14 protein-coding genes are annotated in these 17,356 nt (G+C 41.5%); 7 read left to right on the top strand and 7 right to left on the bottom strand.

From position 1 onward, the window contains the following. Positions 1 to 264: 264 nt before the first annotated feature. Positions 265 to 1,023, top strand: coding sequence for a CPBP family intramembrane glutamic endopeptidase (locus ACQKL5_RS18435; RefSeq protein WP_427610335.1), 759 nt, complete (start codon positions 265 to 267; stop codon positions 1,021 to 1,023). Positions 1,024 to 1,088: 65 nt separating this feature from the next. On the opposite strand, the gene ACQKL5_RS18430 is transcribed toward ACQKL5_RS18435, so the two are convergent. The 3 genes from ACQKL5_RS18430 to ACQKL5_RS18420 all read right to left on the bottom strand — a co-directional run bounded on the left by ACQKL5_RS18430 (position 1,089) and on the right by ACQKL5_RS18420 (position 7,128). Next, entirely contained in the window at positions 1,089 to 2,258 is a 1,170-nt protein-coding gene (locus tag ACQKL5_RS18430) for an MFS transporter (protein WP_427610334.1), read from the bottom strand. Positions 2,259 to 2,498: 240 nt separating this feature from the next. Then, entirely contained in the window at positions 2,499 to 3,563 is a 1,065-nt protein-coding gene (locus ACQKL5_RS18425) for a C45 family autoproteolytic acyltransferase/hydolase (protein ID WP_427610333.1), read from the bottom strand. 481 nt (positions 3,564 to 4,044) lie between these two features. Beyond that, the gene (locus ACQKL5_RS18420; protein ID WP_427610332.1) at positions 4,045 to 7,128 is read right to left on the bottom strand and encodes an efflux RND transporter permease subunit; all 3,084 of its coding nucleotides are present in this window, start codon (positions 7,126 to 7,128) and stop codon (positions 4,045 to 4,047) included. Between the two features lie 95 nt (positions 7,129 to 7,223). On the opposite strand from ACQKL5_RS18420, the gene ACQKL5_RS18415 reads away from it, so the two are divergent. The 4 genes from ACQKL5_RS18415 to ACQKL5_RS18400 all read left to right on the top strand — a co-directional run bounded on the left by ACQKL5_RS18415 (position 7,224) and on the right by ACQKL5_RS18400 (position 11,859). After that, positions 7,224 to 8,054 (top strand): TetR/AcrR family transcriptional regulator, encoded by an 831-nt coding sequence (locus tag ACQKL5_RS18415; protein WP_427610331.1) that lies wholly within the window; start codon positions 7,224 to 7,226, stop codon positions 8,052 to 8,054. Positions 8,055 to 8,317: 263 nt separating this feature from the next. Next, entirely contained in the window at positions 8,318 to 9,727 is a 1,410-nt protein-coding gene (locus ACQKL5_RS18410) for a hypothetical protein (protein ID WP_427610330.1), read from the top strand. A gap of 168 nt (positions 9,728 to 9,895) precedes the next feature. Then, positions 9,896 to 10,486: a TetR family transcriptional regulator C-terminal domain-containing protein gene (locus ACQKL5_RS18405; RefSeq protein ID WP_427610329.1), complete on the top strand. Its 591-nt coding sequence runs from the start codon at positions 9,896 to 9,898 to the stop codon at positions 10,484 to 10,486. A 155-nt stretch (positions 10,487 to 10,641) separates the two neighbouring features. Continuing rightward, positions 10,642 to 11,859, top strand: a complete 1,218-nt coding sequence (locus ACQKL5_RS18400; protein WP_427610328.1) for an MFS transporter — start codon at positions 10,642 to 10,644, stop codon at positions 11,857 to 11,859. A 43-nt stretch (positions 11,860 to 11,902) separates the two neighbouring features. On the opposite strand, the gene ACQKL5_RS18395 is transcribed toward ACQKL5_RS18400, so the two are convergent. Further along, a complete protein-coding gene (locus tag ACQKL5_RS18395; RefSeq protein ID WP_427610327.1) occupies positions 11,903 to 12,463 on the bottom strand; it encodes a thioredoxin family protein in 561 nt (186 codons plus the stop codon). A gap of 206 nt (positions 12,464 to 12,669) precedes the next feature. Between ACQKL5_RS18395 and ACQKL5_RS18390 the strand changes: the two genes are divergently transcribed. Both ACQKL5_RS18390 and ACQKL5_RS18385 read left to right on the top strand, forming a co-directional pair. Continuing rightward, entirely contained in the window at positions 12,670 to 13,521 is an 852-nt protein-coding gene (locus ACQKL5_RS18390) for a GRP family sugar transporter (protein ID WP_427610326.1), read from the top strand. Between the two features lie 25 nt (positions 13,522 to 13,546). Further along, a complete protein-coding gene (locus ACQKL5_RS18385) occupies positions 13,547 to 14,332 on the top strand; it encodes a glucose-1-dehydrogenase (RefSeq protein WP_427610325.1) in 786 nt (261 codons plus the stop codon). Between the two features lie 41 nt (positions 14,333 to 14,373). On the opposite strand, the gene ACQKL5_RS18380 is transcribed toward ACQKL5_RS18385, so the two are convergent. From ACQKL5_RS18380 to ACQKL5_RS18370, 3 genes are all read right to left on the bottom strand, one after another. Beyond that, entirely contained in the window at positions 14,374 to 15,309 is a 936-nt protein-coding gene (locus tag ACQKL5_RS18380) for an SDR family NAD(P)-dependent oxidoreductase (RefSeq protein WP_427610324.1), read from the bottom strand. Between the two features lie 51 nt (positions 15,310 to 15,360). Beyond that, entirely contained in the window at positions 15,361 to 15,930 is a 570-nt protein-coding gene (locus ACQKL5_RS18375) for a TetR/AcrR family transcriptional regulator (RefSeq protein ID WP_427610323.1), read from the bottom strand. Positions 15,931 to 16,034: 104 nt separating this feature from the next. Next, the gene (locus ACQKL5_RS18370; protein ID WP_427610322.1) at positions 16,035 to 16,958 is read right to left on the bottom strand and encodes a hypothetical protein; all 924 of its coding nucleotides are present in this window, start codon (positions 16,956 to 16,958) and stop codon (positions 16,035 to 16,037) included. Between the last annotated feature and the right edge of the window lie 398 nt (positions 16,959 to 17,356).

The raw sequence follows: 17,356 nt of genomic DNA, 5'->3' as shown, positions 1-17,356 counted from the left end.
GTAGAATAGTTAACACCAATTTATATGGTGTTGAATAAATCCTCTTTATGTATCCAACTGAATAGTTGATCTCCAGACCCTTGATGATTTTCACCTATATTTTACAAGTATCTTACCATTTAATTACATTAATTAGTAGATTACGTATATCATAAAGCCATTTAGAATTTACGATTTTTTCCACTTACTGTAAGATTATATAAAAATATAACCAGACTTCTTTTAATATTATCAGTTCGCACGATTTGGAAAGGAGGATTATTCATGTTACTTGTTCTTGCGCTTCTATTTTTCACGGGAATTGCTTCTATTTCCTATCAACAAGGCGTTTTTACGACTTTTGTATTTATCGGATTAGCGATTTTATTATGGATTAATAAAGAAAAACGATTTCTCACTTCGCTACTGTTATCGTTTTTGATCGGTTTTCTGATTTTCATGGTTTCTAACCATATCACTGAAATGGCTGACATTTCAAAGGAAACAAAGATTATTCTTAACCGTCTCTTTCTTATTTTTATCATTATAGGGCTAGTCTTCAACCACCGAATCTTCAAAAAGAAAGTTTCTTGGTATAATGAAAAACCTGATTGGAATAACCCCATCATTTTCCCGTTTCATACACTTAATATACTTTGGTTTTGGTTGATTGGAATCTTCATAAATGTAATGGTCTATTCGTTTTTGATTGTTCGAAAGGATGTAGAGGATATCCAGTCGCTATTATTATTCTGTTTATTTTTTTCACTGATTAATGCAGTTTTTGAGGAAGTGATTTGGAGAGGAATCATGCTTTCGGCCCTTAAGGAAATCACATCCACAGGTTATGCCATGATCGTAACGAGTATCGGTTTTGGACTTCTCCATCTAGCCATCGGTTTATCTATGTCTTTCAGTTTATTGATCTCTGTTGCAGGAGTCATTTATGCAGTAATCACGCTTAAAACAAACAGCATGTATCCGAGTATGCTGTTTCATCTGGTCATCAACTTTGGCATGGTATATAGCGGATTTATCCTCTAGCAAAAAGAATCGTGAAAACAAAAAAGTCCAGACCTTGGAAAGGCCTGAACTTTTCTGAGATGACTTTACATAGTTGCTTCCACCGGTTGTTTCCGAGCATGGAAAACCTGATATAGCGCCAATGCAAACAGCGATAGGATCGCACCGGATATAAAAGGTAAACCGATGGAGATGGAGAACAACCAGCCACCTATTGGAGGACCCGCAATCCTGCCGAAAGAATCGAAGGAAGATAGCAACCCCGTGACACCACCATGTCCTGTGGTTGCATTTTTTGTCACCAGTGCCGAAATGGCGGGACGGATGACACCGTTACCCAATCCGAATATCGTCAGGAAAATCGCCGATGTCCAGAAGTTAGTCGAGAACAGGATAAGCACAAATCCAATCGCCGAGACAACAATCCCGATTCGAATGACGTTCCCTTCCCCAAATTTCTTGGTCATCGGACCGATTAATCCACCTTGAACAATCGCACTACCGAAACCCATGATCATAAAGATATAACCTAATTGAACAAGACTGATATTGGCCTTTTGCGCTGCAAAATAGGCAAACGTCGTCTCTAATCCTGCCATGGAAAGTGTAATGATCAACTGAAGGATAAACATGATGCTCATGGGCCCTTTAAAGGATTTCCACATAGATGCCTTTTTTTCCGTACGATGCGATCTGTTTTCTTCAGTGAGTGACTCTTTCAGTAATACCATGACTAATAAAAGCGTAATGATGGAAGAAATCCCGGCAATATAAAATGGCATATTCAAACTCGTTTCCGAGAATATGCCCCCGATGGCAGGACCAAAGATAAAACCAAGACCTGTAGCGGCCCCAATGATACCCATTCCTTTTCCCCGTTCTTCGGGCGTCGTAATGTCAGCTACATATGCCATGGCAGTTGGCATATTGGCTGATGATAAGGCGCCTCCGATGATCCTGGCAATGAATAGGACGAGTAAAGAATCCGCCGATGCCATGATGAAAAAAGAAACAGCCAAGCCTGCGATACCGATCATCATCACCGGCTTACGGCCAATCCGGTCAGATATCCGGCCCCACATTGGCGCAAATATCAATTGCATGAACGAATAGACCGCCATTAACAGTCCTAATTCTGTCGGACTGCCCCCAACCTTTTCAGCCAGGAAAGGCATAACGGGAATGATGATGCCAAAACCGACCATGACCAAAAACATCACTAAAAATAGAACAGGTAATACCTTTTTTGTTTCCATACTTTCACCTATTCCCTATTTCGCAGATTCTTTTTCATTTACCACCTGAATACAAACAAGTTAAAAATAGTTTATCATACAACGTTTTCCAAAACAGCACTAACTCATTTCTATGCTCGTTTAGGTAATCTAAGAATTATAGCTGCTGACTTTTTCCTATTATCCCCTGTTATGTAAAAATACACTCAATAAACATTCACAAATCAGAAAGAAGCCCAATCAATGATTGAGCTTCCCTTCTTACTCACGGAACCAATTCGCCCCTTCATCCATATGTACAAATGGGATGGTTGTATCAATCACACCCATAATTCTTTCTTGTTTTATATCTTCTCCCGCTAGCCACTTTGCAAAATCCAAAACCGTAGGCTCTTGATTGCCACCAAGCGCAATCCAAGCTTTCATTTCGTCCGGCAGATAGGCGGACGTATGAATCGTACCTGCCCAGCTGCTATATAACTCTGAAAAAACGCCCTGATTGGTGTCGTTAAACAAACGAAATGCTTCGTATGCATCTGAAATGCTCTCTTGTTGTTGGTGGATAGTGGCCAATCGGCGTTTAGAATCGACAAGATGGTGACGATTTTCATGCTTCAGGATCTCAAAATGGTTCGTACAGGCCGTCGCAGTCCGGACTTCCACATTTCTTGGGGACGTTTCGATGATATAGGTCTTCCCACTTCCATCATAGACGACGTACGTGAATGAATGACGATGAGGAATTTCCTTCAACATCGCTACAGCTTCCTCGACATTCGCGCAAGACTCCAAAATTAGTCTGCCAATCATGCAGCAAATGAATCCATCTCCCGGCTTTTTCCGATTCATGAAGTTATACCCGATCGTTAGCCCTTTTTCATTCATCCCGTCCATCCGGCCCGTGCCCCGTTGGCTCGGTCCGATGCTGGCATATCCTTGCTCGGTTGGCTGGAATAGGACATAGCGGCCTTCATAGGTCTTTGGATGGTAATCGTAATTACGAACCATATACGAATCTCCGGTCATGATCGAACAACCTGATTGAACATAATCCAATCTATAGCCCCCGAACTCCTGAAGGACACGTTCCATCGGCCATTTTAATGCTTCTTGAATCCCGAGTATTTCTTCCCATATACCCGGCGCGAATGAAGTAATCGCTTTTTTGACCTCTCCCTCTTCAACCGTAAACCGTGGCTGCCTTACTTTCCACTGATCTTCACGATTTTTAAGGGTCAGGGAATCCTTGAAGATCTCCCCTTGCATGTAACCAAAATCATAATGCTTACCCCTAAATTGTATGATTTCACTGTATAGGTGTTTCACGAATTATCCCTCTTTTATCCTAGGTTTATATCCATTAAGAATACTCGATGTATTGTTGAAAATAAAGGAACTAATTCTTTTTATTTTGAAAGCGTTCACCATTAGGCATAATATGGTTTTATGCCTATATTATTACTGTTCCCGGCTATCCTATTTTTCATGACGTTTATCTCTCTTGCGCAAAATAAAAAGCACCTTCACAAGGATGGTACTTCGCCCTGAACAATCGTAATTTAGTGGAGACTTTAATTCTAAAGACTTATCTATGATGATCATGAGCCTCATTAATATAACAAGTGCCATATCTAACTCGCTTTTCAAGAAACATAAAATGCTTTTATGATTGTGGTTAATTTTAGATATTCTTAACCTACTCTCAGCATCTCTAACAAAGCACCCGATGCTCCTGTGAGTAACGGGAGTGTCATATATATCCACAAAAAAGCCCTGCAGGATGATGATCATCCTGCAGGGCTTTTGGTTAGTTTTCGTCTATTTCATTGCGTTTTTTCTTGAAAAGTTTTGATAATACTTCGTAAACGATTGGTACGATAAGCAATGTTAATAATGTTGAACTTGCCAATCCACCAATTACTGTAATACCAAGACCTTTGGATATTAAACCGCCGCCGCCTGAGCCAAGTGCTAATGGCATTAGTGCTCCGATGGTTGCAATGGCCGTCATAAGGATTGGACGGAGTCGTGTTGCGCCAGCTTCAAGAATGGCTTCGCGCATATTCATACCATCACGTTCCATATGAATAATCCGGTCTACTAATACGATGGCATTTGTTACAACGATACCGATTAACATGAGAAGTCCCATCATGACTGATACCGAGATCGTTTCACCAGCAATTAGTAAACCTACAAACGAACCAATGACCGTAAACGGTAAGGAGAACAGGATAGCAAATGGTGCGACACCCTCACGGAATGTGACTACAAGGATGAAGTACACGATTGCGATTGCCGCAATCATGGCTAAACCAAGTTGGGTAAATGTTTCTGACATATCCGCGGCTACACCAGCTACATCGATTGTCACGCCTTTTGGTAAGTCTAATTTATCAATGGCTTTATCTACTTCAGAAGTAGTCTTTGAAATATCTTTATCTGTGATTGTTCCTGAAACAGTAGCGTAGTATTCACCTTTACTACGGGCCAATGTATTCAATGTGGTTCCTTTTTTAACCGTGACCAAATCAGATAGTTTCATCGTCGTGCCTGTTGCTGTCGGCACTTTTTGGGCTAACATATCATCAATTGATTTTGGCTGTTCATCTTGATCTTGCTGAACGATGACTTCTACTGCCTCACCGTCTTTTTCGATGGTTGTTAAAACTTCTTGTTTAGTAGAAGGGCTTAACATCCCGACGATTTGGGCTGTGGTTAATCCATACTTCAATAATTCATCTTGTTCTACTTTGAATGTATATTCAACATAGGCATCCTCTGTACTAGAAGAAACGTCTTTTAAGCCGTCATTTTTCTTCATAACGCCTTCTACTGTTTTTACAGCGTCATTTAATTTACCTAAATCTTCACTGTAGAACGTGTAGCTGACTTCATCACTCGCCACAGACATAGACGAGAAGTTCTGGCTCTTCCATTCGCCTGATTGGCCAATGTTGAAGACATATTCTTCAATCTCTTCTCGTACTTCCGGGAAGTTTTCCATGTCTGGGTCAAAGATTAGGTACATGAGAGCACCGCTTCCGCCCCCACCCATCATGGCGGCCATGGAATTACCATTCTCTGTTACGGATAACTGAACAATATCAATGTCGTCACGTTTTAATAACTTATCTTCCACCACTTCTAGGTTCGCTAATGTTTCGTCCTTAAGCTCCCCAGGTTCTGGCGTGTAGGTTAAGTACATCACTTTATCTTCTTCGCTACCTAGGAAACTAAAACCGATTAATGGCGTTAAGGCCAAACTGCCGGCTAAAAGAACCACGGATATGATGGATGTGATCACTTTATGGTTCAATGTCCATCTAAGAACACGTTTGTATCCATTGGCTAATTTACCAGCCTCTTTATGATTGCTTTCGGTCTTCTCACCGTATAACTTTTTCTTAAACAGGAAGTGAGATAATGCCGGAACAATCGTTATGGCGACGACTAACGAAGCCAAAAGGGCAAATGTCATGGTTAATGCGAACGGCGTGAACAGTTCGCCTACCATACCGCCAACGAAGATAAGCGGAGCGAATACCGCAACCGTTACTAAAGTTGATGACATGATTGGTTTGAACATTTCGATTGTCGCTTCGCGCACCAATGCACGCCCCGTTAACTTTTCATCTTTTAAATGCATGCGTCGATATATATTTTCTACAACAACGATCGAGTCATCGATTACACGCCCGATGGCAACCGTTATCGCACCCAATGTCATGATATTCAAGGTGATTCCTAAACCATGTAAGATTAGGAAGGCCATAAAGATTGAAACAGGAATCGAAATGATCGATATGATCGTCGATTTAATATCCCGCAAGAATAAAAGGATGATTAATATCGCAATTAAACCGCCGAATAACGCTTTTTCTATCATCGTCGAAACGGATTTCTCAATGGGTTCCCCTTGGTCAAGACTGACATCGACAACAAGGCCATCGATTTTTTTCTCTTCCTCTTTAATTAGATCTTTCACATCGTTAACCACGTCAACTGTGTTCGCTTCCTGCCCTTTGACAATTTGAATGGCAATTGCATTTTCACCGTTCGTACGTGATACCGATTCTTCTTTCCCAACTAGCTCCACTTTAGCAATATCGCTAAGTTTCACAAATGGTACTGGGTTGCTAGCTGATGGTGTTACAGGAATAAGCATTCCCTTCAATTCTTTAAGTGTCATGAACTTACCGTCTACTGAAACGGCCTGTTCCCCTTCTTCAAATTCGTAAAGGCCTAATGAAACAGCTAAATCACTTGCCTGAATCATTTCCTTTACCTTATCTTCCGTAAGGTCCAGTTTAGCCATTTTCGCTTCGTCATACGTTAATTCAACTTCTTCTATATGCTGGCCAGTGGTAGTGGCCGAAGCAACTCCATCGATTTTCTCGATTTTCGGAATTAAACTGTCTTCAACGGTTGACGTTAATTCAACAATATCTTCTTTTGTACTGCTTACACTCAGTGCCACAACAGGCATCATGTTTAAGCTAATGGCTGTAATTGTCGGCTCTTCCGCGTTCTCCGGTAACTTTACTCCGTCAACTGCCGATTCTAGAGCACGCTTCGCCTCATCCATATCAATTCCATATTCGTATTCCACTTGAAGATTGGCCATGTTGGAATATGAATTGGAATAAACGGCTTTCACGTCCTCAAGCCCCTCAACCGCTTCCTCTAATGGTATCGAGACCTCATCCATCACTTTCTCTGGAGTTGCGCCAGGATATACCCCCATCACTGTTAAATAGGGAATTGTAATATCTGGGATTGTCTCCGTTTTCATTTGTGTACCAGAATAAATACCAGATACCGTAATAATAATTGTGAGTAACCACACTGCTAGTTTATTCCTTAGAACAAAATTGACTAAACCTCTCACCTTTACACCTACCCTTAATTGACTTATCAAACATATTTACTTATACTAATGACTAATTAGTCATTTGTCAACAATATGACCTAGGAGCGAATGAAATGATTAAAAAGGAATTAATAATGGAAACGGCAATTGAACTCTTTGCAAAACAAGGGTTTAACGCCACCTCCGTCCAACAGATCACCGATCATTGCGGCATTTCAAAGGGTGCCTTTTATTTATCGTTCAAATCAAAAGATGAATTGATTATAGCACTGGTCGATTATTTTATGATGCAACTCATTTCGGATATTGACCATGTAGTCAAAAATACAGCAGACGAAGACCTTTTATATGAATTCTACTACACCTCATTTAAATCTTATCTAAACCATTCAGACTTCGCTAAAATCATTTTTAAAGAACAAGCACAATCCTTAAATGAAGAGCTCATAAAAAAAATCCAATACTATGAAAGAATTAATGAAAAGAATATTCTTTCGTTGGTCGAGCGGCTGTACGGGAACGATATCATCCAAACGAAATATGATTTAACTTACTGTATAAAAGGGTTTTTGCAACAATACTCTGTTTTATTTTTATTCTATAATATACCCTTGGATTTAGTCCGACTCTCACAATCCCTTGTAGAAAAAACAGATATACTGGCAAGACATACGACCATTCCTTTCATTTCACAAGAATTGACGGAAATAATCAGTCCAGTCATGTGCGAAGAAATGACAAAGGAGCAGCTACTCGATCTTATGGAAAATAAGATGGAGGAAATCGAAGAATCCATTGAAAAAGAATCCTTACTTCTTCTTAAGGAGCAACTGGTTGAACAAACTTTCGGACCGGCCATCATAAAAGGATTACTGGAGAACCTTCATGCTCATCCACATTGCAAGTACCTAGCCTATTTACTACGTCAGTATTATAATTTTTAACTCTAAAGAAGGTGGGAACGCTTTGAATGAAGCTCTCCTGCCTTTTTTCTATGCACTTCCTCTTTATATTCACCCTTAGGTGCAATTATTAATACCCTCTATTTATTTTATCATGTGTTTCCAATTTTCTTTCATTTGAATGTTCTCCATTCTTGTCATTTTTTCAACAATGGCTTGGACAGCTAACCCACAAGTCCAATTTATGACTTTTTTAAAACAACTCACAAATTGGGCTCCCCTTCATAATCTGTATGAGGAAGATTATGAGGGAGATGGATTATGGCATGGGATTGACGGCTCTCCATTGGATTTATGTATTATTCATCGTATTGATCATTGGGTTTATGGTAAAGCGTCGGGATACCACCCTCATTTGCATCGTTGGCATCTTCATTTTGGCGCTTGTCTCTACAGGCAGTTTGGCTTCCTCCATCAGCGGAGTGTTCAATAGTTTTACTTTTGCCATTACAGAATTAATGTCGACCATTTTGATTATCTCCATCATTGTTGCCATGAGCACGGTCTTGACGAAATCCGGTATCAATGATGTCATGATTACCCCTTTTGCTAGGTTCATAAAAAACCCCACGCTCGCCTTTTGGATCATTGGAATCGTAATGGTGGGCATTTCCTGGTTTTTCTGGCCTTCTCCTGCAGTCGCTTTACTTGGGGCCGTGCTGCTTCCGGTCGCATTACGGGCTGGGCTACCGGCACTTGGCGTGGCGATGGCGATGAATTTATTCGGTCATGGCATCGCTCTTTCGGGCGATTTTGTCATTCAGGCGGCACCCAAACTGACGGCCGATGCCGCTTCGCTTCCAGTCGGTGACGTCATCTCAGCCAGTATCCCGCTCGTCATTACAATGGGCGTCGTGACCACGGTTTCCGCATTCCTCTTTTTAAAACGTGATATCCGGCTTGGACGAATCCTGCCTCCGGAACAAGAAGAAAGCAACCAGGACGATGATGAAATGAATGAAGAATTACTGACGATGGGACAAAAGAAGTTTTTCGCCTTATTCATCCCATTGGCCTTTTTACTGGATGTTGTCGCACTCTCGGTTTTAAAACTACAAGGCGGAGAGGCGACAGCATTGGTTGGTGGGACTGCGGTTTTTATCTTGCTGATCTTATCTCTCGTTGCCCATGGCCATCACGGTCTTGAAAAGTCAACGAGCTACTTGATTCAAGGTTTTCAATTCGGCTTCAAGGTTTTCGGACCGGTCATCCCCATTGCTGCTTTCTTTTATCTGGGCGATTCGGGCTTTACTAAGATCATTGGAGACTACTTACCGAAAGCCTCGCTCGGTATCGTCAACGATCTTGGCGCTGCACTCGCTGTCACGGTTCCATTGACGAAAGAGATCGCCGCCGTTACCCTGACAGGCATCGGTGCCATCACCGGATTGGATGGTTCCGGGTTTTCTGGTATTTCCCTGGCCGGTTCGGTCGCAAATCTATTCGGAACGGCGATTGGAAGTGGCACTGCGACACTGACTGCACTCGGGCAAATCACGGCCATCTGGGTGGGAGGCGGTACCTTAATTCCATGGGCACTCATTCCAGCGGCGGCCATCTGCAACGTCAGCCCCTTCGAACTGGCCCGTCGAAACCTGCTTCCGGTATGCATTGGATTGTTCGTGACCACGATTGTGGCGATGTTCCTGATTTAACTACTAAGAAAAAAACATACCCGTGTCAGCGAGCTCAGGCTTAGTCCTAGTGCACGCTGACATTTTTTCATTAAGAAAAATGAAAATGCAGCATTTACAATTAAAGGTAATTCGTATATCCTAAATATAGACCGAACGTTCAGTTTATATATTGGAGGCTTATCTGACATGAATCAACAAAGTACCCCCTCTCCCACTAAGCTTAAGATAGCTAAAGAAGCAGAAAAATTGTTTGCCCAAAAGGGATACGCCGCTACCTCGATGGAGGACATCACGAATGTCTCCGAAAGCAGTAAAGGCAGCATTTATTATCATTTCAAAAGCAAGGAAAAACTGTTTTTGTACATAGTCGAGAATAACGCCAACGAGTGGAAGCGTGCCTGGAACATCAAGCAACATAACTACAGAACGAGTGTAGAGAAGTTATATGCCTTGGCAGACCATTATCTTGAAGACTTGCAGAGTCCTTTAATCAGAGCTGCTGAAGAATTTGGCGGGAGCGAAACGGCTGACCCAGAAATTTTTGCCCATATTTTAGAGATTTATCGGAGTCAGTATTATGACACGTATGAAGCCGTAATAGATCAAGGGATAAAAGAAGGCGCCTTCATCGAAGATAACCCTAAAGATCTTATGTACATTCTCTTTGGCATGCACGCCGGGTTAAATGCCGCTTATTATGAGATGGATTTTCCTGAGATCAGGAGACTGTATCATAAAAGCGTGGATGTCTTTTTAAAAGGCATCTCCAAACAGTAAGAGGAGCATACAATCCCTTTCACGCTTAGCCTGTTTAAGCTGAAAGGATGTATCTCCGCTCTCTATGCTTTTTTCGTTTGCCTCGGTTAGAACCATTTTTTTTTGCAAGTTTGTAAACCGAACGGTCAGATTATTAAAGAAGGGACTGGGTACGAATGAAGCAATTATTGAATAATAAGATTTTTTGGATCATCTTAAGTTCGGATTTGCTTGATCAAATCAGCATATGGATCCGAAATATGGCCGTTTTGTTTTACATCATTGAAAAAACGAATCAAGATCCCATCGCAATATCACTTATCACAGTCATCGAATATGCTCCCATCTTCTTGTTTTCGTTCATAGGCGGAATGTTTGCCGACCGTTTGGATCCGAGGAAAACCATCATAAGTGGCGGACTACTGAGCATGGCGTCCATCATGATCATCCTCATCTTCATCTCATTCGGGATGTGGGAAGCCGTTTTCTTTGCCACATTCGCATCAGCAATCGTTTCCCAATTTTCACAGCCTTCTTCCGCAAAGGTCTTCAAACGGCACATAGAAGAGAATCAAGTCGGCCCGGCAATCGGTATCATACAGAGTCTAGGTTCCCTCTTCTTGATTCTAGGACCGGTAATCGGTACGGCTGTTTACTCGAACTTCGGCATTACCGCTTCACTTACGTTATTGATTGTCACATTCGGTATATCCACTGCCATCACGCTGTTTTTACCGAAAGCCGCAAAGCAAGAGCAGGTTCACTCTACGGTCCTAATAGAAATTAAAGAAGGCTTTCACTATGTACTCCGCAACCACCATTTAAAAAGAATTGCCGTGATTTTCTGTTTTCTGGGACTCGGATCAGGCCTGGTGCAACCGCTCGAGGTTTTCCTGATCACTGACAGGCTACAATTGCCGAAAGAGTCTTTGCAATGGTTAACCTCCACTGCGGGGGTTGGGATGCTCATAGGGGGAATCCTTGCAGCCACTTTCGTTAATCGGCTACATGTGAAGGTGACGTTTGTTGGTACATTCGTCTTGTTGGCTCTCTCTACGGTAATCGAGGTGATGTCCACTTCCTTTCTTTTAACAGCTTCAATGAGATTCATTACAGCTTTCATGATGGCATTCATGCAAATCCTCTTAAGCACCATGATGATTAAGCTCGTCGAGGAAAAATTCATTGGCCGCACAAACGGCATTATCACACCCATTTTCATCCTATTTCTCTTAATCGGGACGGCAGTATCAGGTCTGTTGCTGAAAATGTCCTCACTGTTCATCGTTTTCGGGTTGTCCGCCCTCATCATCGCTTTAGCCGCCATTCCTGTATTCGGGATGGTGGTCGCACCACCCACTAAAAAGAAAGAAGATATGGCACATACTTTGTAAGATAAAAAACCATCCCCGCGAAAAAAAAAGGGGATGGTTTTGTTTAGGCCTTTGCCAATGTTTCTTTAATGCTGACGTACACTTCATGCCAAAGCTCTTCATTTTCTGAATAAGATTGCCCTATTTTCTTAAACAGTTCTTTTTGTGCCGCCTCAAAATGTTCGTCATCCTTGGCCGGCAGATCCTTGCGCAATTCCATTACGAACTCCTGTACCTTAGGAGCTCTTGGACCCCAAACCGCTTTTTCTTTTCCTTCCTTGTCGATAAAGATAAAGATAGGAATCGAACGCGCCGTACCGTTCGTTAAGTATTGATCCATCAGTTCAAGGTTTTGATCTCGTAAAACCATGCGCGTTTCAATATTCGTTGCTTCTGCGATGTTCAGTAGAATCGGAATATTCATCATTGCGTCGCCACACCAATCTTCGGTAATGACAATCGCACGAAGCTCTTTCGCTTCTACCTCTTGGAAAAATGCCCGATCTTCTTCTGAAACGGAAAACCGTTCATAAACGGATTGCAAACCTTCCTTGTTCACTTTCATCGTCTCTATAAATTCCTTTGCAGGAATCCCCTTTTCAAACCATTCCTGTAATGTTGTCATACTCCCACTCCTCTCTAATTTAATTAAAAGTACCATAAACAGGTTTATTTTTCAGCCAATTGAATTAGGAATAATATTTTACATTTTTTAATTAATATATTAAAAAAATGTTTTCATTTTTGAAAATAGGGGGAAATTATTAAGAGCTAACTAATTAACTACTATTTATTAAAATAAAAATGTTTTTAACATAGGAGATGGATTTTGTGGAAGGTTTTCTTTATGCACTTATCCCCGCATTGACCTGGGGAAGCTTGGTGCTTGTTTCCGAAAAACTTGGAGGCAATTCTTATAATCAAACGCTGGGCATTACCATCGGTTCTTTATTATTTGCGATTGTCATGTCGACCATCAATCCTCCTGAATGGAGTGCACTTATCTGGATTGTCGGTATCATTTCAGGAATTGGCTGGGCATTTGGACAACTCTTTCAGTTCAACAGTGTCAAGGAAATGGGAGTTTCTAAAACCGTTCCCATTTCAACCGGCCTACAGATTTTAGGAAATACGGTTTTTGCGGTTGTCGTCTTTAAAGAGTGGAATACTACATCAACGATCATCCTTGGCGTGATTGCCATCATCTTCTTGATTGCCGGCGTATTGCTGACAAGCTATGAGGGTAGTAAAGGAAAAAATGAAGGTAGCATGAAGAAAGGGATCGTTTACCTGATTATCTCGACTGCCGGTTTTGTGACTTATGTCATCGTCGTCAGATGGTTTGACATTGATGGCTGGTCAGCGATCCTGCCTCAAGCCATCGGGATGTTTATCGCAGCCTTTCTATTATCCATCAAGCATAAACCGTTCAACAAATATGCTGCACGTAATATCTTTACCGGGATCATGTGGGCGACCGGGAATATCGGTCTCCTGCTCGCTAACCCGAAAGTGGGCGTCGCGATTGCCTTTTCATTCTCGCAAATGGGAATTGTCATCTCCACGTTAGGAGGAATCTTCCTTCTAGGAGAGAAAAAATCAAAAAAACAAATGATATTTGTCATCATCGGTTGTGTCTTTGTCATCGCCGGTGGCGTCATGATCGGATTTACAAAAGAATAAATAATAAACAAGGGAGAGAACATACATGTATAAAGACTTAGAAAACAAAGTAGTAGTAATTACCGGAGCTTCAACAGGATTAGGAAAAGCTATGGCCGAACGTTTTGGAAAGGAAAAGGCGCGCGTCGTTTTAAATTACCTTAAAGATGACAGCGACTATCAGGAAATCATCCAAACCATTGAAGCGGCTGGTGGAAAAGCCGTAGCCATTAAAGGAGATGTTACAAAAGAAGAAGATGTGAAGAAATTGATGGAATATGCCGTGGAGAAATTCGGCACCATCGACGTCATGATCAATAACGCCGGCATTGAAAATGAAGTGCCTAGTGAAAAACTGACACTGGAAGATTGGCAAAAAGTCATCGACGTAAACTTGACGGGCATGTTTTTAGCCAGTCGTGAAGCAATCAGCTATATGCTAGAACATAATATCAAAGGTAATGTCATCAATATGTCTTCCGTTCATGACAGAATTCCTTGGCCTCATTTCGTTCACTATGCAGCAAGTAAAGGCGGCGTCAAGATGATGACTGAAACGCTTGCTCTTGAATATGCACCAAAAGGAATCCGCGTGAATAACATTTCTCCTGGAGCAATCGATACACCAATCAACGCAGAGAAATTCAATGATCCAAAAGCGACACAAGAAGTCATCGACCTCATTCCGATGGGCTATATCGGAAAACCAGAACAAATCGCTGCATGTGCTGTTTGGCTGGCTTCCGAAGAATCAAGCTATGTGACAGGCATGACGCTATATGCAGATGGCGGCATGACCAAGTATCCTGGATTCCAAGCTGGAAAAGGTTGATTATAAGAATTACCGGCACGGCGTTTAACGCCGTGTTTTTTTTATGCCTGCTTCTTCATGTACTCCATCGTCTCGGTCAACCCTTCACGATAAGAAGTCCGAGGCAGTGGCCCTATAAGCTTTTCGTATTTTTCACCACTCAACACAACCGGTTCTTCATTCAAATAAAACATCTCGACCGCTTCGCGCATCTGGGGGTTGAATATGCCAAGAAATTGAATCATCTTCTTTGAAACGGTGGATACGCCTTTTTGATAATCCGTTATGTCTCGTATCGTCTTGATGATCTCTTTTCCTGAAATCACGTCATGTGCGGGTATATTCCAAGTCTGTCCGTAGGCTTGCTCGTTAAGGGACAATTCAACGATGGCCTTTGCACCATCCGGGGTGTATATGAATTCCCTGGCAATGCTTTGATCGCCCACGTAACTTGCTTTCTTATTTTTGATGACATTTACAAGCGTATAATTCAGTAGCGAACTTTCCGCATTGGGGCCATAAAAGTCAGGGAAGTGGGCAATCAGTGCAGGAACGTTGGATGTTTTGATCAGCTCTTCAACCTGAAGACGAAGCTTCCCTTTCTTCGTGTGTGGATTTTTAGGGGACTTCTCATTCACGGTTGTCCCCGTGCTGCGTCCATAGGCATAAATATTATCGACAAACGCAAGTTTCGCTTTACTCCTTTTCGCCGCCTCCATAATATTGGACATCATCTCTCGCAATTTCGTTTCCCACTCCGAATAGGGAATGTTCGCCGCCTGAAAAATCACATCGACTCCTTGGGCTGCTTCTTCTAAATCCTCCACCTTAAATAGGTCTCCCGCATGGATGGTCACATTATGATCGTTCCCAAAAAGCTTTTCCAGCTTATCACGGGTGCGTGCGAAGGCCGTCACAGAAATTCCCCTGCTTGATAATTCCTTTACGACCGAATACCCCATTCCACCTGAAGCGCCTATTACCAATGCTTTTTTCATACTCGACATCCCCCTTTTAATTAACCACTGGTCAATATATCGTAAAAAAAATCATTCGATCGATTTGATTAAAAATTTCACGTGCAACTCAGCCAGACCCTTTACTTCCTCATACGTAGTGACATGTCGGCAATAATGCGTGACAAAACCATGCAATGATAAAAAAATGCTGTAAACATCCTGGATGGAGACTTTGTTGTCACATAAACTAAAAATAATGTGGGCGAATTTTTCATAGGTTTTGTGTGGACCTTGATTGATGAAGTTTTGGACTTCTTCATCCTTGATCAAGAACATGATTTCATAATGATTTTGGTTTGTAAGCCCGAATTCAATGAAGCCCAAAAGAATGTTCTCCAGTTTTTCTCTATTGGGGATGTCTTGATGCATTATATCCTCTAACTTTTGATCAAGCATGGAGAAATGTTCTTCCACTAACGCGTAAAACAACTCCGCTTTATTCTTGAAATGGTAATAAAGGGCGCCATGGCTATACTCCAGTTCTTTTGCAATCTGCCTCATGGAAACATGCTGATACCCTTTTGCCACAAAGAGATTCCGGGCAGCATCCATGATCATATCTCGTGTTAATTCTTGTTTTACGGATTTTCTAGGTGACATGATTTCCTCCTTATTGACCACTGGTTAATTATAATATACGCAATCTTCCTTTTATTGTCAATATATAAAAATAGGAGAGCCATGGTTTAAGCTCTCCCTCCCTTTCAATGGCCTTTCGGAAAAACCGTGACGATTCGATCAAATAAGTGATTCAATTCAGATTTAATGTCCATCTCACTAAAGACTTCTTGATAATGTTCGACCCATTCCAGAGAACCAGTAGGAATGTGGGTGCCATCATCTAGAAAATTCACAAGGACAAGCCAGGTTGGAATCCCCATCTTCTCATTCAGTATATATAAATAAGCCAAACGGTTGGCCAACTGGTAATAGCGATTTTGCCATACTTCTATAGGAGCCCTGGATCCCATTGCCTCCATTGTTTCCTTCATCGTGTTCTCTATCATAAATCTACTTTCCAGGTCCTTTGCCCGTATCGAGGATTTCATTTCTTTGACATGGGCTTTCGCTTCCACTAGCACGAACCCTTTTTGGCCATTTTTCCCTACCGCCGCAGCGTATCCATCCCATTGGGGTCCCATCCTTGGCCAATATTTCTCAAGTTCTATCCTTCTACCCTTCCTCACATTTTCAAGCTCTAAAAATTCATTTCTATACTCTTGATAGCCCGTTTCCCGTAATGGGGATTTCCACTGTATGGACCGTTCTTTATCAAGAAATGTCAATAAGGAAGGCGAACTCATCAAAATAAGGTTGTTCAACTCCTCTTGCCTGTTATTCACATATTCCTGCAGCCAATATTGACTTCCCTTTTTCGCCTGGCCCATCTCAAGTACTTGTCTCGTCTTATTCTCCTCAACAAAACGCTTTAGAAAGCTCTCCAACTGATCATCCTCAAGGTAAAATAAATCAATATAAGAAAAAGGCTCTTCCACATGATAAGAATCTCGCTTGAACAAGTTCTGTTGCTCTAATCTATCATTCTGTTTGGAGTACTCAGATTCTATCCAATCCAACAATTGAAAAAATCTCATATCCGGCTGGCTTTCCCATAACTCCTTAACCAAGGAATTAATGCTAAAAATTCTCTCCACTTTCCTCAATCAAATCACCTTCTTTTTGATATTTATGTATAGCTTCTCTATAGACTTACAGACCGTCCAATATTTTGATATTCATCTTCTTATTATAGAGGAAACAAACTGATTTGGAGTAAGAAAATGGGAGCTATAGATTATAAATGTAGTCTTCCAGGTTAATTCTTGCTTTATCGGTCTGTTTGAACTTTTTATCAGTCAAATTGCGGAATATATCGGTCTATATGCCGCTTTTATCGGTCATTTCTCTTACTATATCGGTCAAACAAAACAAAAAAGGGGCTGTCCCAAAAGTCAGGAAAATGACTTTTGAGGGCAGCCCTTTTTCTATTGAAAAAAGCATACAAAAAAACCGTCTTTTCTTGTAA

Origin of the sequence: Peribacillus sp. NPDC097675 (assembly GCF_050277655.1) — a bacterium.
In the GTDB taxonomy this organism is placed as follows: domain Bacteria; phylum Bacillota; class Bacilli; order Bacillales; family DSM-1321; genus Peribacillus.
Note: the sequence above shows the minus strand (reverse complement) of the source record. Positions and strands in the feature narration are given on the sequence as shown.